The sequence below is a fragment of the Corynebacterium sp. HMSC30G07 genome (assembly GCF_001806945.1).
GTDB lineage: Bacteria > Actinomycetota > Actinomycetes > Mycobacteriales > Mycobacteriaceae > Corynebacterium > Corynebacterium riegelii.
Map to the genome: position 1 here is coordinate 14,496 of NZ_KV786452.1, position 18,380 is coordinate 32,875.

Sequence of the window (18,380 nt, forward strand, 5' to 3'; positions counted from 1 at the left end):
GTCGTTGATCCCTGGGGGATCGCGGCGGGGGTATTTTGGATTGCACTTGCAAGTGAAAAGCCCGTAGTCTGGTCTTCCAGATCAAATTGCGCAGCACTGAGCATTATGGAGGTGTTTCATGTCTGCAAAGGTTATGCAAGAAAGCCAACTTACGATCAGCGAAAACACTATCCGTGATGCTCGTGATGTGCAGTTGGAGCCAGGCGTTTCACTGTCACTAGTTGACCACAACGGAAAAACTTTGCCGCTTTCTTCCGGTTTGGAAGATGTGCTCTTGCAAGCGCTGGCATCGATTGCACGAAACGGTGAAGTATCGATTTCGCGCGTGCCCGAAGAGCTTTCAAGCAATGCTGCGGCAGATATCTTGGGGGTTTCTAGGCCCACGCTGCTGAAGTGGGCACGTGAAGGTGTAATCCCGTCGTTCAAGGTTGGAACGCATACCCGCTTTAAGCGTGAGGCGGTAATGGAACTCAAGTCGCAACGCGCTAAAGAGCGACGTGATGCGTTTGCTCGCCTGCGTGACTTTGAATGGGAGAACCGAGAAACTCTCGATATTGAGTTCTAAGGTCGAGTCTATTTTCTTCTCGTATCTGGCCATCTCTCCTAGAATGAGGTGCTGTGACGCAACGAGTGTTTGTGGATGCGAATGTCCTCTTTAGTAAGACCTGCCGGGATTGGCTGTACTTCCTCCGGCAGGAAAACGAAGGCATGTTTCAGCTGTGTTCCACAAACGATGTCATGGTTGAAGTTCTTTACCATTTGAGAAAAAGAAGCCCCAAAGCTGGTAGTGACCTTCTGAAAGCGCACTTTAACCAGATAAGGGGCCTGATTGATGAGGTAGTTGAGGTTTTCCCGGGGCATGCGCCGTTCACAGGGAGGGACAAAGGGGACTACCACGTGCATGCGGCGGCGATTGCTTGCCAGGCGGATGTGCTTCTTACCAATAATTCGCCAGTGGACTTCACCGATAACGAAGATGCAGAGCCGTATGAGATTTATACTGCTGACGACTTTTTCCTACTTGTAGCTGACTCAAATCCAGCGTCGATCTTGCGTGTAACTAAAGAGCAATTCGAGTATTGGGGAAACAAGCCGGGAAGTCAGCCCCTTGACAAAGCACTTATAGCTGCGGGGTGCCCGCAGTTTGCAGCCCGAGTTCGTGAGAACTTGAGGAAGATCGCGTTGATGTAGCTCCTGCGTAGCCTTCAACGAGTGCTGCTGACCCGAGGGTGCCACGTCAAAACCCCAAACGCCCCCACCCCCGACTAAGCTCAACAATCACTATGACCCCAGATTCACCAAAGCCGCGCAGGAAGCGCCGCGCGCCGAAGACGGTTCCCGTTGCTTCCCGGGACCGCGCGCAGCGTGAGCAGGCCGAGGCCCGCAAGAAACGGGGGCGCACCAAGCCTTTGATCCTGCAACAGGATCTTGCATCCACGGGCATCCTGATCGCCGTGATCCTCACCGTGCTGATCGCGATTGCGGTGCCGCTGCGCAATTACTACGAGGGCCGCAGCGAAATCGCGCGCGCCCAGGCGTCTATCGAGGCTCTTCAGCAGCGTAAAGATGAGTTGGAGGCGGACATCGCTCGCTATGAAGACCCGGTCTATGTGGAGCAGGAGGCCCGCCGGCGTCTCGGCGTGCTTGCGGAGGGGGAGACTGCCTGGCGCATCATCGATCCGCGCATGACGCAAAACCCCGCGATTACTAGCGAGGAAGCGCCTGACGACCGCGAGTGGCACCAGTTCCTCTGGGACAGCCTCCGCGAGATTCCTGAGGCCGAGGCGTCGGAAGAGGTTCCTGCAGAAGAGCCTGCTCCCGAGGAGGGGCTTGCGCCCGAGGAGGAACCGGCACCTGAAGTTGACACCTCTCAATTGGATAACCAAGAATTCCCGAGGCAGTCAATCGGTGAGGTTGCTGTAGAAACAACTGCTGAGCAATAAAGCGGAGCTAACGGTGATAGCTGGTGGGAACCGTAAGCGAGTAGGGTAGAGCACATTTGGCCTGAGACTTCTAATGGTGGTTTATCTTCCCCCCGCCGCGGGTTTTATGCGATTGCACCTGCTACTGCCGAATGCTCGAAGCTGGATTAGAAGAGGCTGTGGGCCGTTCATTGAGATTTGTGCTGCCTTACTCATTATTTGGCTGAAATTGTCTTTCCCAGCCAAGCTCGCTTCCGCGATAGCCAGAGCGGTAAGAATCGATAACATAACCGAGTTGGTGCTCAATTTCTGGGAAAAGGGTTGCTCGGTTGATGCCGAGACGGTCCAACTGCTTACGAATCGAGAGCTTTGCTGTACCTGTGATTAGCATTCGACCCATCGTTATTTCTTCTGTCTGGAAAAACTTTTGTTGTGCTTTAAGGATCGCGTGTCTGTCAACTGTTGTAGGACGGAAGGACAGTCTACCAGTGGTCGGGTCGGCTTCTGTCACAAGTTCACCCCCAAACAGCATGAATGCGCCTTGTTGTGCACGCAGACGGGGGTTCGTGTAGAGGGGCTTCACGAGTGTCCAGGGAATGGTCAAAGTTCGCAAAACCTCGGAATCGCTGTAGCGATGGTGTCCGGTCTTTTTAGATAGATCATCAGCAAACCGGTCTGGAGCGAAATGTTCCCAACTACCTCGAAGCGCGAACTCGGAAAGAATACGTACGGAACGTGCGTCGCTCGGAAACGTAGGAAAAGGGGGAACTAGGATTACTTCACCGAGCGTATCTGGGGATCCTCCGGTTGCAAAATATAACGCTACTAGCGGATTAGAAGATACATCGAGCAGTCTCGTTGGTAGGCCGAAGTGCTGCAGTTTGCATAGAATTTCGAAGGGGTTCGAGAGATCAAATTCAGAAGGATTTAGCTGAAGAGAATCGTGAATTAAAGCTTGTTCGTTCTTATATAGCGTCAGGTGTAATCCGCCTGGGCCCCGGAACATTCGGTAAAGCGAGGGTGATAATTCATACTCTGCGTTTGAGTGTCCCCTAAAATAGGTGATACTGGCCACCTGTGCCGAATGGTAGTCTTCGATCCGGTTTTGATAATAAAGATCCAAGACCCGTAGGAACTCGGTTACGGAGCCTACGAAGATTTCAGATTCCCTCATTTGGCCTCCATTTGCTTTTTGCACTTTGTCGTCAGCTTATCTGTTGGCACAACCAAGCAGGTACCCTCAGGGTCTGAAACTGGTGGAAACGGTAGTTGATCTATAGAGAATCTTGGTGAGCTTTAAATTCTGTCTAGAAGACTGAAATCCCGAAGAGCCCGCACCGTAACTGACTATCGAAGATGTGGTCCGTAGCGTCTGCCCAGTAACATCGGGTGCATGTCTGTCACCCAGCAAGATATTGACACCATCACTACTCAGCTCGGCCGCACGCCCCGTGGCGTTTTGGAGGTTTCTTACCGCACGCCTGACGGCCAGCCGGCAGTGGTAAAAACGGAGCCCAAGCTTGACGATGGCACACCGTTTCCCACGCTCTACTACCTGACTGACCCCCGTCTGACAGCTGAAGCGTCACGCCTGGAAGTGGCTCAGGTGATGAAGTGGATGGAGGCTCGTCTCAACGCAGATACCGAAGAGGGTGAGGCGCTTCGCGCGGATTACAAGGCGGCCCATGAGCACTTCTTGGCTAAGCGCAATGCCCTGCATGACTTAGGTACGGACTTTTCTGGCGGCGGTATGCCGGATCGTGTGAAGTGCTTGCACGTGCTCATTGCTTACGCGCTTGCAGAAGGCCCTGATCACTTCCGCTTCGGTACCGAGGCGGTTGCTCTTGCTGCGGAGCATGGTGATCTGCGCGGTACTGCTATCCCTGCGGATTGGCCCACGCTTGCAGACCTCGGTATCACGCTTGAAGAGGCAGGGGAGGGGCTGGCATGAGTGCCACTGCCAATCGTGTAGCAGCGGTAGATTGCGGCACAAACTCGATTCGCCTGCTGATTCACGACACTGCTACTGGTGAAGTAACTCGTGAGAACACCATCGTTCGCTTGGGACAGGGTGTTGATGAATCAGGGCGGTTTCACCCGGATGCAATTGAGCGGACTCGTAAAGCACTCGCGGCGTACGTGGACACGATGGAGCGCGAGGGCGTATCCAAGGTTCGGATGGTTGCTACTTCTGCAACTCGTGACGCTTCCAACCGCGAGGATTTCTTCTTGATGACCCGTGATCTGCTCGGCCGTATCCAACCTGGTGCCCAAGCGGAGGTGATCACTGGCGAGGAGGAAGCCGCACTGTCGTTCGCCGGCGCAACTGCTGATATTGATCCGGCTCGCGGTCCCTTCTGTGTGATTGACCTTGGTGGTGGCTCTACTGAGTTCGTTATGGAGGGCCACGCTGTTTCCACTCGTATGGGTTGTGTGCGCGTGACTGAGCGTTTCATGCGTACGGATCCGCCTACGGAGGAAGAGACTTCAGCTGCGCGTGCTTACATTCGTGAGCGTATTGCAGAGGCAGCTGCCGAGGTGCCTTTTGCACATGCTCGGACGTTTGTGGGGTGTGCAGGTACGTTTACTACGATTGCTGCGATTGCTCAGCATCTGCCCGCTTATGATCCTGAGCGGATCCACATGTCAGAGATCTCGTTTGATCGCATGCGTGAGGTCACGACTGATCTGCGGTTGAAGACTGCTGCTCAACGTCTTGAGGACCCGGTGATGCACCCGGGCCGCGCAGACGTGATTGCAGCAGGCTCGGCCGTTGTCGAAGAACTGATTGACTTCTTCGGACGCGAAGCAAACGCGAGCCGAATTGTGGTTAGTGAGAAAGACATCCTGGATGGGATTGTCGCTGGGCTTACTTAGCACTAGGGCCGTCCGATACGGGGTCTGTCGACTGTTCATAGAACGTATTAGCAATTGGTGGCTAATGTAATTGGGACTTGAAGTTCGCATTGGCTTCACAACTGCCGGTAGAGTTCATGGGACGCATAGAAGGCTTGAGGTCCATGGATTTTGAGCGGAGAAAGAAGCTTGGACGAGGAATGGTAAGTGAAAACCCGACGGTGATGGTGGTGTATGGCACACGACCCGAGGCCATCAAACTTGCACCGGTTATCCGTCGATTGAAGTCGTATGACGACTTGAATGTGGTCGTGGTCTCGACAGCACAGCACCAGCAGATGCTTACATCGATTGTCGAGGGATTCGGTATTCAGGCTGATTATCAGCTCCCGGCGATGCCGGTGGGAAGAGCACTTAATGAGCTACTAGCATCGACAATTGATGGCCTCGACTCGATCATTGCGGACGTTGAACCTCAGCTAGCTCTCGTCCAAGGGGATACTACGACTGCCTTTGCTGCCGGGTTGGCAACGTTTAACAGGGGAGTAAAGGTGGCGCATCTTGAAGCAGGATTGCGGACCGGAGATATTCGTGCTCCATTCCCTGAAGAAGCAAACCGCCGGCTACTCAGTCAAATTGCAGACCTACACTGTGCACCGTCCGGAGATGCTGCGCAAAACTTATTAGCTGAAGGCGTCCCCAAGGAAAAGATTGTCATAACCGGGAACACAGTCATCGACGCTCTCTTCGAGGTTGCAGAATGGGATGTCGACTTTTCTGATGACCGAGTGAAAGACCTCGTTAACCGGGACACAAGGTTCGTTTTGGTGACGGCGCACAGAAGAGAGAATCTGAACAAGCTAGAGGAGATTGCATCTGCGATAAGCCAACTCGCCAAATCGTTCAGCAAGACTTCGTTTGTGGTTTCCCTTCATGCCAACCCGCTAATTAGAAAAGTCTTCCAGCAGACACTGGAGGGTAAAGACAACATATTTTTGGTCGATGCCTTGCCCTATCCAGAATTTACAGCACTTTTGAGACGTAGCTGGATGGTGATTACGGACTCCGGAGGTGTGCAAGAAGAAGCGCCAGCATTGGGTGTTCCGGTGTTGCTGATGCGGGATAAGACTGAAAGGAATGAAGTTCTCCAGTCTGGATCTGTCCGTTTAGTAGGTACGGACTCGAACCGAATAGTAGAGGCGGCTGCCAGAATTCTGGAAGACGATGAGGAGCGGGCAGCTATGGCGGTCGTTTCAAGCCCATATGGAGAAGGGCGAGCTTCATATCGGGTCGCCGATGCGCTCTACAGTTCACTCATTGGGCAGGGTTGGCGGCGCACCTAGAAGTCGGGGCCAGGGCATTTCATTACAGACAGGGGTGCAAGGCTATACTTTCCCACAAACTAGGGGCCATAGCTCAGTCGGTTAGAGCTACGGACTCATAATCCGTTGGTCGCGGGTTCGAGCCCCGCTGGCCCCACTTCGAGTTCGGACTACCAATACCGAAAGGAAAATACACTTGCGTATTTTGGTACTTTCACAGTATTGGTGGCCGGAGAACGGAGTGCCTCAGCGTCGCTGGTCGTGGCTGACAAACCATCTAAGGGATCTTGGACACGAAGTAGTGGTGGTGGCACCACCTCCTCATTACAACCGTGAACTTAGTTTCATAGAATACGTCAAATCGATTACCGATCGACATTCCGCTTACGAGGTTGGCCCCAACGGCGAAAAAATATGGCGCTGCGGATATCTTCCTTCCAATAAGTCCTTAACTTACCGCGCATTAAACCAGGGATATGTAGCGGTAAGCACAGTAGTGACTAGTTTTCGGCAGCGGAAATCTCGCGACTTCAAACCTGACCTAGTGATCGGGACCGTACCTGCGTTGCCCACAGCCGTAGCAGCGTACCTGGTGGGGCGTCTATTTAATCGGCCCTACATCATTGATTTAAGAGACGCTTGGCCAGACCTTCTTGATTACAGCTCGTCCTGGAACGCCGGCACAGGACGGAAATCGTTGCGCGAGCGCTTTTTGCAGAGGGGGCCACTTCAGCTTGTAAGTAAGTTGACTCACCTGTCGTTGCAGTTTTGCTATGAGCACAGCACCGCTATGATCCTGACATCTGATTATCTTAAACAATTGTTGTCGGAGCGGATGGGCGAGAACAAACCAAGCCGTAAACCCTACTTAGCAACAATTCGCAATGTTTTTCCTCCACTGTCTGCGCCGGAAAAACGAGGACCACAGCGAAAAGAGGATCCGCTTCGGGTTCTCTATGCAGGAACTCTAGGGCGAGCGCAGCAACTATCCAATGCAGTCGAGGCTGTCCGAATTGCGAATGCTGAAGGATGCCGAGTGGAACTTCGCCTGGTTGGGGCAGGCGCAGCTAGCGCAGCGCTGAGGTCAATGATTAAGGGAAGTGACTTGCCCATTGAAATCCATCGACGTCTTGGTGCTGAGCAGATTGCAGATCACTATGAGTGGGCAGATACCGCACTGGTTCATCTTGCGGATTGGGAGCCTCTGAAAGCAGCTGTGCCGAGTAAGACCTTTGAACTGATTCAGCTTGGGATTCATATTAGTGGCGCAATTCAAGGTGAAACGGCTGACATAATTCGTAGTTTGAGTGCAGGGGACGTTGTACCACCGAATGACCCTGAAGCACTTGCTGAACTCTGGTGCGAACTGAGTCGAGATCGTAGACGCCTAGTGGTCGGTAATGGCCCCGCAAGAGCTCTTCAACATGAAGAGAAGACGGTGGTACCAAGTACCTTAAGAGTGATCTTGGACAAAGCCACTGGAAGGTGAGAAATGCTAAATACCCTGCGTTCTTTCAGTGCTTTTACCACTTATATTGCCCAGCAGTTCTTGCTGGACCCTGGTGACCTTGCTTCAAAGGTGCGTCGGAAACTCGGGGTTAGTCCACTCCGTCAAGTGAGCTTAACCGAAGCAGAGCGGTTAGAGGATCTAGGCGAGTACTCTGAGGCAATCAAGAAAGCGGAGTTCAGTGTTTTACAGCCTCTGGAGACATGGAAGAATTTGTTAGTACGCATTCGGTGTCGCCAAAAACTGGATTGGTTTTCTGCGCCGATTTTGAGGTCAAATGGCAACGATCCAGTGGGGGGCCAAAACCTTAAAAATGGGGTCCTGTATGCATGCGGTAACTCTCTTCCGTATACGAACTCTGGTTATTCAAAACGCACACATGCGTTATTGGGTGCGATTGCGCAGTCAGGCTTTCCGGTAGCCGCTCAAACGCGATTGAATTATCCGGCGGAGGTTGGCGAGCCGGTATTTAAAACGCAGGACATTATCGATGGAGTCGACTATTTTCGAGATGTTGACGGAGTTCACCCCGCAACAGTGAAACGCTATATCTGTCGTGCTGCTAGCGGGATTAAAGAACGGGCAGACCAGTGTCTGCCAACGGTTCTACATACGACTACTGGTTTCCCTAATGCAGTGGTCGTATCCCGAGCTGCGGATATTGCAGGGCTGCCATGGATATACGAGATGCGGGGCGAGATCGAGAAAACATGGCTATCTGCTCCGACCAGGAGTGGACAACAACGTTCTGAAAAGTCGGAACATTACCGGCGGTGGCGGGAAAAAGAACTCGAAGCGGCGAAGCGTGCAAATGGGGTGGTGGTGTTAAGCGAAATCGCTCGTGACAGTCTCATTGCGCGCGGAGTTGAGCCTGGGAAAATTTTAGTTGCTCCCAACGCCGCTGAGGAAGCAATTTTCTCCTACGAGTTGTCAGCAGAGGAAGCTAAGCGGCGGGCTGGAGTGGACCCGGAGAAATTCACAATCGGCACCGTTACATCAGTGGTTCACTATGAGGGGTTAGAGACTCTGATACGTGCTTTGCCTTTGCTTCCTCCGACGTATCAGGCGCTCATTGTCGGTGATGGGGAAGATCTCAATCGGTTGAAACAGGTGGCGAAGGATTTGGATGTGTCATCCCGCGTTTGCTTTGCAGGGAGACAACCTCAAGATCAGGCGCTTCGGTGGTACCGTGCGTTGGATATGTTCGTTGTGCCACGGAAAGACCTACCGGTCTGCAGGACAGTGACCCCGATCAAACCATTAGCAGCGTTAGCGTTGGGGATTCCAGTGGTTGCATCGGACTTGCCCGCGCTCAGGGAGGTGACCGGGGGACACGCAAAGTACTTTACGGCGGACAACCCTAAAGAATTGGCAAGTGCCATAATTAGTTGCCGAACAAACTGCGAAGATGTTTCGAAAGGAAAGGCTTGGGCTGAAACTCGAACCTGGCCAAGAATTGCAACAGATATCGTGGCCTTCTACCAAAAGGTCGTGGGCGAATTAGAAAGCGAGTCAATGTGAGTGAGCGAAACCAGCGAGCTTCAGTTTGCGTCGTTGGGCTGGGCTATATCGGACTGCCTACCGCCGTTGTGCTGGCCAGAGCAATCGGCAATGTTGCTGGCTACGAGATTGACGAGATAAAACGACAAATCATTTCCGGTGGGCGAGCGCCGTTTGTGGAAAAAGGACTGGACTCAGTGCTGCGAGAAGTCATTGAATCCGGATCGCTCACAGTGGTGGAAAATCTCCCCGATGCGAACTGTTATATCGTGGCAGTGCCAACGCCCATTGACGAGGACAAGACGGTAGATTTAGCCTATTTGAAATCAGCCATCAGGCAAGTTAGTGGACGCCTGCAAGGCGATGAACTGATCGTCGTAGAATCAACGTGTCCGCCTGGTACAACATGGCAAGTCCGAAATTGGGTCCTCGAGGCTCGTCCTGATCTCTGCAACCACGTTGAGAGTGATTTGATCCAGTTCGCTTACTGTCCCGAGCGGGTTTTACCAGGGAATATACTCTTCGAGATTTCCGAGAATGACAGGATTGCGGGTGGGCTTACAGAGTCTGCCGCAACGCGGGCGAAGGCGCTGTACGAATCGTTTTGTCATGGAACGATTCATCTGACGGATGCGACAACTGCAGAAATTACAAAACTCGCCGAGAACACTTTCCGCGATATCAACATCGCTTTTGCAAATGAGCTAGAGATCATCTCTCGGGACTTAGGGGCCAATGCCTGGGAGGTGATTTCCTTGGCAAATCACCATCCCCGTGTGAATATTCTGAAACCTGGCCCCGGAGTGGGCGGGCACTGCATCGCGGTTGATCCGTGGTTTTTGGCAGCCGCTTCGGAGACACCGACTCCGATGATTGAAGCAGCACGGGCGGTCAATGACGGAAAGCCTAAGCAAGTTGTAAACCGTGTGATTGGAGCTCTTGGCTCAAAAGTTACCGCTTCAATCCTCGTACTCGGTATCACGTTCAAAGAAAATGTTGACGATGTCAGGGAGTCGCCCGCAGTCACGGTAGTTTCAATGCTTTCACGAGAGTTGCCTAGTAGCGAAATTCTCGTGGTTGACCCGATGGCATCCGAGCTCCCCGGGTGGTTGAGCGTAGCCGAAAATGTGCGTTTCAGTGCTGAAGTACCCAGTGTTCTCCGAGGCTTCGACGTTGTTGTGGGGCTTGTTGCGCACGACGACTTTAAGAGGATCGAAGCAGATGATTTCGGGGAAGCAACGGTTGTTGATACTCGAAACATGTTCTAGATGTGCGCGAGCCAGCGAGTAAAACGTATAGTTAATGCGTTGATCAACGGACAGGCTTTTGTTACTCGCTCGAGATCATCGACGGTAAACGATTGACCAAATTGGGAGGAATTGTGGAAAGAACAGCAACGATTGTGGGACAGGGGTACGTTGGTCTGCCTCTCGCACAGGCAGCAGCAAAAGCAGGCTGGAAGATTTGGGGCTTGGACACCAACGCAAAGACCGTTGAAGCGATAAATAGTGGTAAATCCCACGTCGACGACTTGTCGGATGGCGATATTGAGGAAATGATTTCTCTTGGCTACGAAGCTACCGTCGACCCAACTTGCATCGCCAATAGTCAGATTGTGGTTGTCTGTGTTCCTACTCCGCTTGGCGACGCAGGTTCACCCGACCTGAGGGCGGTCGAAGCAGCTACTTCCACCGTCGGTCGTCACCTGCGCAAAGGGAGCACATACATCCTCGAATCCACAACGTATCCCGGAACGACTGATAATGTCTGCGTTCCCCTGTTGGAGGGGCATTCTAAAATGGTCGCAGGTAAGGACTTCCATGTTGCCTACAGTCCAGAACGCGTTGACCCAGGATCGAAAAAGTTCGGCATCACAAATACCCCGAAATTGGTAGGTGGTTTGGATGCAGAGTCTAGCTCGAAGGCGAAAGAGTTCTACGGAAGCTTCATCGACACTGTCGTTGATGTCGAAGGTACTAAAGAGGCCGAGACAGCAAAGCTTTTGGAGAACACTTTCCGTCACGTCAACATTGCGCTAGTGAACGAGATGGCACAGTTCTGCAATGAGCTCGGAATCAACATTTGGGAAGTGATCCGAGGAGCGTCGACGAAGCCATTCGGCTTCATGCGTTTTAATCCGGGGCCGGGTGTGGGCGGCCACTGCATTCCGATTGATCCTAATTACCTGTCCTACGAAGTTCGGAAAGAGCTCGGTTACCCATTTAGGTTCGTAGAGCTTGCGCAAGAGATTAACAATTCAATGCCGGCCTACGTGGTTGACCGAGCTTCGAGACTGTTGAACCTCGAAAAGAAAGCACTGAATGGTTCGAAAGTGCTACTGCTGGGCGTAACTTACAAGCCGGATATCGCCGATCAACGTCAGTCTCCGGCGGTGCCGGTGGCTCAGCGGTTCATGGAGTTCGGTGCTGAAGTTTCCTACCACGATCCTTATGTCGGAAATTGGAATGTTTCCGATGATCCCGCGAGCACAACTTGGTCGATCGATTGCGTTGATGACCTTGAGAAGAGCGTAGAAGAAGCGGACATTGTGGTGCTGTTGCAGCCACATTCGACCTACGATGTAGAGAACCTAGCCAGGGCCGCCGCAATCTTTTTTGACACCGTGGGTATTACTGACACGGATAATGCGGTTCGGCTATAGAACGAAGCAAACGTAGAGCGGGTTTATGTTTAGGAAAATGGTGGGAGTGGCTGCATCGGCTCTCATCCTAAGTAACGTGGTTTTTACATTACGCTTGGACGATGGGCGATTTAAGCCAGCTATGTGGCTGCCTCCAGTCGCGACGGCGTTTGGACTATTTGCTTTGGCCGTGCGACCGAAAAAGCTACGAATCCTAGCTGACGGGCTCGCTAAAAGCCTGAGACAAAGGCGTAGGCTTTCTCGTCAGCCCGCACCGACAGCTAAAACCGCGAAGAGTAGTAAGCCTAGAGTCTTGTTCGTCACAAGTAACGGTGCTGGGCTTGGGCATATCTCCAGAGTTTCGGCTATCGTCGCCAAAATCGAGAACTTGGAAGCGATCACGCTTACACTGTCGTCGGCGTATCGATCGCTTAATGATATCAATTCTAATATTCACTATTTTCCTAGCCAGAATACTCTTGGGCTGGACAATGACACTTGGGGAAAGCTATTTTCTCGTCAGCTTTCGCTCTATCTCGAGATTGTTGAGCCTGCTGTGGTTGTATTTGATGGAACCTTTATATACGAACCGCTTGTGGAAAACTGCCAGCGGTATAGGGTTCCGATTTTCTGGTTGCGTCGAGGATGCTGGCGCGAAGAGGTAGCTCGTAGCTCGGTGCAACTGATGAATCCACAGCTCTATTGTGACGGTGTATTAGTGCCGGGGGACTATGGAGATGTTCAGGTTGAGGAATCGCATAGCAATTTTGAGGTCTTGAAGTTTCCTTCGGTGGTGATGACCGCACCCGAAGATATGATTGAGGCCCGCACGGCGCAACGAGAATTGGGACTAGAGCTAGGGCCCAAGTATGTTCTCATACAACTTGGCGGTGGTGTGATTAATGATGCTTCTGCCTTGAGAAGAGCAGCTATCGATGCCGTTCTCGCCGAAGGGTACAGCCCTGTGCTTGTTGCAAACCCGCTAGATCAGCATCCCAAAGAAGTTCAAGGCGCACAGGTTGTTCGAGCATTTCCGGTGGCACAGTACTTTAGTGCTTTCGAATTTGCTGTCTTAGCAGCGGGGTATAACTCGGTTCAGGAGAGTATCTCACTGTCATTGCCTGCGGTATTCGTGCCAAATCAATTCACGAAGACCGACGATCAGGTGCGGCGAGCTGAGACGGTCGCTGCTTTGGGAATGGGATTGTGCGCTATGGATGAAGCGGAAATTCGTCACGCAGTTTCTGCATTGGCAAACAGCGTTGTCCGTGAAAATATCGTTGATAAGACGCATGCCGCGCCACCTGCGACCGGTGCGGAAAGCATTGCTGGATGGTTAGATACCAAGTTCGGGTCTGATACCTAGTCTTGTGAGGTAAGTACTAGTGGTTAACTTTATGTTTCGTAATCCTGACTCTCTTACGCAGTTACGGCGCGGGAATGGTCGAAAATTGGGGAGCCTAGCCGTGGCTATCTCAGTCTTTGGTGCTCTGATGGCGGTTTTGGCGGCTACCATTCTCTCCACAAGGGTTGCAGTTGTGGTTGGTGCTGGTCTTTCTGTTTCTGCCACTCTTCTCCTTCTGTTTGGACATAGGGACGCAGTTGAAAGGAAAAGGACACAAAGGGGCGGCCAGGTGTTAACTGGCTTGGCTCGATTGAGGCATCTAGGGGCTAGCCGATTCTTTATTCTCGGAATATTCAACCTCATCACAGCTGTGGCGAGTGCGATCACCGTATTTTTTGGTAGTGAGGCGGTCGGTGTAAGTCTCCTGGTCATGTCGTTCGCCGTCGAAATGGGGATGGCCTCGCTAGTCTTAGGGCTTGTTGGAAGCGCCTACCGAGATGCGGCTGAACCCGAGGCGATAGTCAAGGTTGTTGAAGTACCGAAAGGTCAGGGTCTTAACGTTAAGCATCTAGGCAATAACGACGGAACGGTAGTCTTTCGGGGTGGGATCGGTCCTGAATATGAGATGGCGGAACGCGCGCTGAAGATTCGCGGACGGCTTGAAACGTTTGCGCTGCGGGTCAAAAGCACTGCGATGCGAGACGTTTTCGCAAGAGCTGCAACGTCAATGCAATACGACGCCACCGACATTCAGCGCATTTTGCGAACAATGCGCGCCGGAAAGCTTCCTGGAAACGATGTGGCAGCGCACTGGCGTTGCGATCAACTTCTAACGCTAGCGCGGATTTTAGCCAATCAAGCAATCACAGAATCTGATATTGACGACTCAGAAGTGATCTTCAATGCTGTAATGAAAATCCATGGAGCAAAGAAGTTCGGCCGAAGTGACTTGTATATCTATCCAGAAGTGCTTGCGGCACAAGGTCGGCATACCGAAGCAATAAAATTCGCAAGGCAAAATCGCCTCGCCCGCCGGGATCCTGTTCATTTCGAGCTTATGAAGGCCAACGAGGCGTCTTCGCGGGATGACGGAATGGCAACCTGGGCTGAGGTGATCAATAGTCTCTTCGCAAAGAATGGGTTGATACCTATTGCCTTAGACTCGAGTAGGTCTGGTCCAGCATTAGATCGAATCAGGCCAGACACCGAACTCGCTTATATAGAGGGACCACTTGTAACAGTAATTGTTCCTACGTTTAACGGTAGTGAGCACATTGAGACTGCCTTAGATAGCTTACGAAATCAGACATGGAAGAATATCGAAGTCATAGTAGTGGATGATGGTTCTTCCGCAGAGCATCAGCAGAAGCTGGTAAATATCTGCAAAAACTATGAGAACGTTCGATTGATTCTCAATGACCAGAATAAGGGTGCTTACCCGGCGAGAAACGATGCTTTAGCCGTTGCGAACGGGGAGTTTGTTACGGTTCATGATGATGACGACTGGTCACACCCACAGAAGATCGAGTTTCAGATGACCCGGCTTTTGGCCGATCCTCTCTGCCCCGGCAATATGTCACGGCATGTCCGCGCGACGGAGGGCATCTATTTTAAGCGGATTAACAATAATCCCTCCTTCTGCCAGGCAAACTATTCGTCATTGCTTGTTCGCCGTGACCTGTTGCAAAAGTTAGGCGGATGGGACCAAGTCAACCGAGGTGGTGACGCAGAATTCCGCGATAGACTGCGTGAACAAAGCGGTCGGACAGTCGAAGTGGTAGGCGACGCACCCCTGTCGTTTACCCGTACCCATGAGGCGTCACTTACCGCGGGAGAGATTGGGCGCGGCTATATCGATCCGGCCCGGCTATTCTATCAGCGGGCGTACACGGACTTTCACAAGAAGGTTCGCGAATCTCGTGGTTCTGTGAGTTGGGCGAATCCTAAAATTGATGCCACTCCTTTAAACATGCTCCCGGGAAATCGTGGAAAGCATCTGGGGTCATTTGATGTTGTGTTCGGTACAGATTTCTCATTTCCAGGAGGCACTTCGTCCTTAACGTTGAATGAAATTTCCGCGGCAAGCACAGCGGGCTTAAGGACCGGAATGCTGCACCTCTTCTCTCCGGTTAATACCGGCAGGGAAGTAACTGAAAGATCTCTAGCAATTGCGGGGAAACCGAACGTCTCAGTTGTCTCTTTGAATGACCAAATTACTATTGAGAAACTGGTCATACGGCATCCGTCAGTGCTCCAGTTTGCCGAGAATTTGACATCAAATTTCGTCGTTAACGAGCTTATAATCGTGGTTAATAACCCGCCTGTGTTGGCTGGTGGCCGCGGCTTTGTGTTTGACCTTAATGAGGTGTGCTCGAAAGCAGAGCGTTTGTTTGGAACTAAACCTCGAATTTTCGCGGAGAGCGGTGTGACACAGGCTCTTGCGCGTCCATTGGTATCTGGATCGATGCTCGAAAAAGGTACTTGGCCTGGTTTCGTTGATTCTGACTTGGTGGTGGATTCTCCACGAAGTGTGGGTTCAGATAGGCCGAAGCTCGGACGTCATTCCAGAGATTCTAAACTTAAATGGCCGTCTAAGTTATCTACCATTCGACAGGTCTACTTCAATAACGATGTATATGATGTACGAATTATGGGCGGAATAGACTCGTTGGGGCCAGCAGCTGTAGAGGAATTCGCCGGCCACGCAGAATTGCTCGAATTCAACGCGGAACCTATTGCGCACTTTCTTGATTCGCTGGACTTTTGGGTCTATTATCACGCGGATTCTCTCACTGAGTCTTTTGGGATGGCTGCCGTTGAAGCGATGTCTAGGGGGCTTGTAGTAGTCCTCCCGAAATACATGCAACCAAACTTTGGAGACGGTGCTGTATACGCCGAGCCCGATGAGGTTCAGAGGATCGTTCAGGAATTTTGGAATGACCCGGCGGCTTATGCAGCGCAATCTGGAAAGGCTATTTCTGCCGTTAAAGACAAGTTCTCGGAAAAGGCATTCTTGGAGCGATTGTCCTAACCTACAAAGTTTGTGAGCGCTGATAAAGAAAAATCGTCGAAAATGGCTTGTAGCTGCAGAGGATGTGACAGTGTTCGACTTCGCGACTAAGGCTCTTGTGTTTACTGAATCCCTCTTTCGGTCGGTGTTTGGCGTCCCCGGGTAACCTGATCCCGGTCTATTGTCAAGGTGTTGTCGATTCGGGGTAGTTGGTACCGCGAGTCCGCGTAGTTGGTACCGGTGTTCCGCGTACCCGGTACTGCAAGGGGTTTTCTTTCATAGTTGATGCTGGCGACACCACAATCCGCTGGTGTCGCGTCAACATCTACTTGGAAGGAGCCGGTCCTTGTGGCCAACTTCAAACAGATCATCGCGATGTGCCTTGACGGTGCAAGCTATGCGCAGATCACACACGCATTGGGATGTTCACGACGAGAAGTATCCCGCGCAAAGAAAGTTATCGCTGATGAGGCACTGACGCCAGAGCGTTTCTGTCAACTTCCACCGGGTTGGTTCGATGATCGGTTCAGCGACGGTCGGAGTAAGCGGACGATGTCCTACGACCAGCCTGATTTTCAAGCCCTCGCATGCAAGCTTCAAAGCCAGAAGCATTTGACCAGGCATAAGCTGTGGATGGACTACTTGTCGCAGCCGTGTCCGACGGACAAGACAAAGTATCAGTACTCCCAGTTTTGCAGTGGGCTCAATGAATTTCTCCGTGCCAACGATCTCGTCGAAGTCGTCACTCATGAGCCGGGGCAAGAGCTGTACGTTGACTGGGCTGGCGACAAGGTGTCGGTGGTGGATCAGGCCAGTGGTGATATCGCGTTCAAGGCGTCGCTGTTTGTCGCGGTATGCCCGTACTCAGGGCTGATGTACGTCACTGCTGCTGCGAATGAGAAGATGCCGGCTTGGATTGCATGCCACGTCAAAGCGTTGAACTATCTTGGCAAATTACCGGCGGTCATCGTGCCAGATAATGCCTCTACGGCGACCTACCGGCCGAGGAAGCATTCAGGCTACCGGATGGTCACTGACCGCTACGCAGCGTTTGCCGACTACTACGGGGTCACGATTGTGCCGACGAGGCCCGGCAGGCCCCGCGACAAAGCGGCAGTAGAGCGTGCTGTGAAAATCGCCTACACCAAAATACTCGGATACTTCAGCGACGAGGTCTTCTACAACCTCGATGAACTCAATGAGGCAATCGCTGACCGTCTTGCAGATATCAACAGCGCAATGACGCGGGCTGATGGCACAACACGGCGCATGCGCTTTGAGCAAGAAGAAGCACCAGTGATGCGCGACCTGCCGCCGACACCGTTTACGGAAGTGTCCTACAAGCGGTGCAAAGTCGACCGTAACTGGCACATCACCTGTGACTACCAGTACTACTCGGTGCCATTTCAGCTGGTAGGAGAGGCAGTGACGGTCAGGCTCACCCCGCAACTGGTGAGCATCTTCAACGGTGATCAACTCGTTGCTGAGCACACACGTCTTCACGGATTCAAATACCGGTATTCCACTGATCCCAACCATGGGCCAAGCAGCGACGACGAAGGCCACAAGGCACTCACCCGCGACGAACTCTTGGCCTGGGCGTCGTCGTTCGGTTCTGCAACGCACACGGTCATAGCGATGATCCTCGATCGCAATAGTGCCGCCGTCCCCCGCGGACTTCTCCAAGCACGCAACGTACTGGCCAACCTGGGCAAAAAGCACAGCAAAGCCACCCTCGAACCAGCATGCCAGCAGGTCTTAGAAAAGAAGCTGGCTCCAACTATGGCTGTGATCAAGCGCATCCAGACTGACATTGCGCACGCTCAGCAGCACCCTGCTGCACCAGGGCGAAGGACACAGCCCGCGACGAAGAACCAACAACGCCCAAGCGCCCCGCTTACCGGCGACGCAGCTGATGCCGTCTTCATCCGGCCCGCTGACCACTACAAAAACTAGAAGGAGTGTGAACCATGAGTAACATCGACGATGAAACAGTACGGGCAAAAATGCGAAAGCTTCGCGTATCGACCTTCGCTGATGTCTTCTACGAGGTAGTCAACGACGAGGCCTACGCGGATGCGCTACCAGAGGACATCTTCCTCGCAGCAGTCGAAGAGGCCTACACACAACGGCAACAGCGCAACATCGCCAAAGCCATCACCCAGGCACAATTCCGATACCCAAGCGCCCGCCTGGCTGAAGTCACCTGGGCAGAGCAACGCGGCATCAACATGCGCCAACTGAAACGAATCGCGGCGACCAACTGGCGGGAAAACC

14 protein-coding genes, 1 tRNA gene and 1 pseudogene are annotated in these 18,380 nt (G+C 52.5%); 15 read left to right on the forward strand and 1 reads right to left on the reverse strand.

Annotation, left to right across the window (positions count from 1 at the left end; all coding sequences use genetic code 11):
• Positions 1-118: 118 nt before the first annotated feature.
• From HMPREF3104_RS02680 to HMPREF3104_RS02690, 3 genes are all read left to right on the forward strand, one after another.
• The gene (locus HMPREF3104_RS02680) at positions 119-565 is read left to right on the forward strand and encodes a helix-turn-helix domain-containing protein (protein ID WP_070494074.1); all 447 of its coding nucleotides are present in this window, start codon (positions 119-121) and stop codon (positions 563-565) included.
• 53 nt (positions 566-618) lie between these two features.
• Complete coding sequence (locus HMPREF3104_RS02685) at positions 619-1,191, forward strand: PIN domain-containing protein (protein ID WP_070494076.1); 573 nt, start codon at positions 619-621, stop codon at positions 1,189-1,191.
• A 92-nt stretch (positions 1,192-1,283) separates the two neighbouring features.
• Positions 1,284-1,943 carry an FtsB family cell division protein gene (locus tag HMPREF3104_RS02690; protein ID WP_070494079.1) on the forward strand — a complete coding sequence of 220 codons (660 nt, stop codon included), beginning with the start codon at positions 1,284-1,286 and terminating at the stop codon, positions 1,941-1,943.
• A 187-nt stretch (positions 1,944-2,130) separates the two neighbouring features.
• Here the strand turns inward: HMPREF3104_RS02690 and HMPREF3104_RS11980 are convergent, their stop codons facing one another.
• Positions 2,131-3,120 carry an FRG domain-containing protein gene (locus tag HMPREF3104_RS11980; RefSeq protein WP_141738102.1) on the reverse strand — a complete coding sequence of 330 codons (990 nt, stop codon included), beginning with the start codon at positions 3,118-3,120 and terminating at the stop codon, positions 2,131-2,133.
• 195 nt (positions 3,121-3,315) lie between these two features.
• Here HMPREF3104_RS11980 and HMPREF3104_RS02700 point away from each other — a divergent pair, with 195 nt between their 5' ends.
• The 12 genes and pseudogenes from HMPREF3104_RS02700 to HMPREF3104_RS12700 form a co-directional block, all read left to right on the forward strand.
• The gene (locus tag HMPREF3104_RS02700) at positions 3,316-3,873 is read left to right on the forward strand and encodes a DUF501 domain-containing protein (RefSeq protein ID WP_070494083.1); all 558 of its coding nucleotides are present in this window, start codon (positions 3,316-3,318) and stop codon (positions 3,871-3,873) included.
• Positions 3,870-4,799, forward strand: coding sequence for a Ppx/GppA phosphatase family protein (locus HMPREF3104_RS02705; RefSeq protein WP_070494085.1), 930 nt, complete (start codon positions 3,870-3,872; stop codon positions 4,797-4,799). Before HMPREF3104_RS02700 ends, HMPREF3104_RS02705 begins: the two co-directional genes overlap by 4 nt.
• 143 nt (positions 4,800-4,942) lie before the next feature.
• Entirely contained in the window at positions 4,943-6,121 is a 1,179-nt protein-coding gene (wecB, locus tag HMPREF3104_RS02710; RefSeq protein WP_168156345.1) for a non-hydrolyzing UDP-N-acetylglucosamine 2-epimerase, read from the forward strand.
• A 62-nt stretch (positions 6,122-6,183) separates the two neighbouring features.
• A tRNA-Ile gene (locus tag HMPREF3104_RS02715) sits at positions 6,184-6,257 on the forward strand.
• 39 nt (positions 6,258-6,296) lie between these two features.
• Complete coding sequence (locus HMPREF3104_RS11985) at positions 6,297-7,589, forward strand: glycosyltransferase family 4 protein (protein WP_083278885.1); 1,293 nt, start codon at positions 6,297-6,299, stop codon at positions 7,587-7,589.
• Positions 7,590-7,592: 3 nt separating this feature from the next.
• A complete protein-coding gene (locus tag HMPREF3104_RS11990; protein WP_083278886.1) occupies positions 7,593-9,128 on the forward strand; it encodes a glycosyltransferase in 1,536 nt (511 codons plus the stop codon).
• Complete coding sequence (locus HMPREF3104_RS02725) at positions 9,125-10,375, forward strand: nucleotide sugar dehydrogenase (protein ID WP_070494091.1); 1,251 nt, start codon at positions 9,125-9,127, stop codon at positions 10,373-10,375. The genes HMPREF3104_RS11990 and HMPREF3104_RS02725 overlap by 4 nt, the downstream gene beginning before the upstream one ends.
• 113 nt (positions 10,376-10,488) lie before the next feature.
• Entirely contained in the window at positions 10,489-11,769 is a 1,281-nt protein-coding gene (locus tag HMPREF3104_RS02730) for a nucleotide sugar dehydrogenase (RefSeq protein WP_070494092.1), read from the forward strand.
• A gap of 367 nt (positions 11,770-12,136) precedes the next feature.
• Entirely contained in the window at positions 12,137-13,114 is a 978-nt protein-coding gene (locus HMPREF3104_RS02735; RefSeq protein WP_141738104.1) for a UDP-N-acetylglucosamine--N-acetylmuramyl-(pentapeptide) pyrophosphoryl-undecaprenol N-acetylglucosamine transferase, read from the forward strand.
• 100 nt (positions 13,115-13,214) lie between these two features.
• The gene (locus tag HMPREF3104_RS02740) at positions 13,215-16,124 is read left to right on the forward strand and encodes a glycosyltransferase (RefSeq protein WP_168156346.1); all 2,910 of its coding nucleotides are present in this window, start codon (positions 13,215-13,217) and stop codon (positions 16,122-16,124) included.
• A gap of 327 nt (positions 16,125-16,451) precedes the next feature.
• Positions 16,452-18,059, forward strand: a complete 1,608-nt coding sequence (istA, locus tag HMPREF3104_RS02745) for an IS21 family transposase (RefSeq protein WP_070494097.1) — start codon at positions 16,452-16,454, stop codon at positions 18,057-18,059.
• A gap of 14 nt (positions 18,060-18,073) precedes the next feature.
• Positions 18,074-18,380, forward strand: a pseudogene (locus tag HMPREF3104_RS12700) (ATP-binding protein); the annotation flags it as partial.

Excerpts from the sequence above, each read along its gene's own strand:
- HMPREF3104_RS11990 (WP_083278886.1), top strand. The coding sequence starts at position 7,593 with ATGCTAAATACCCTGCGTTCTTTCAGTGCTTTTACCACTTATATTGCC.
- HMPREF3104_RS02700 (WP_070494083.1), top strand. The coding sequence starts at position 3,316 with ATGTCTGTCACCCAGCAAGATATTGACACCATCACTACTCAGCTCGGC.
- wecB (WP_168156345.1), top strand. The coding sequence starts at position 4,943 with ATGGATTTTGAGCGGAGAAAGAAGCTTGGACGAGGAATGGTAAGTGAA.
- HMPREF3104_RS02690 (WP_070494079.1), top strand. The coding sequence starts at position 1,284 with ATGACCCCAGATTCACCAAAGCCGCGCAGGAAGCGCCGCGCGCCGAAG.
- HMPREF3104_RS02705 (WP_070494085.1), top strand. The coding sequence starts at position 3,870 with ATGAGTGCCACTGCCAATCGTGTAGCAGCGGTAGATTGCGGCACAAAC.
- HMPREF3104_RS02680 (WP_070494074.1), top strand. The coding sequence starts at position 119 with ATGTCTGCAAAGGTTATGCAAGAAAGCCAACTTACGATCAGCGAAAAC.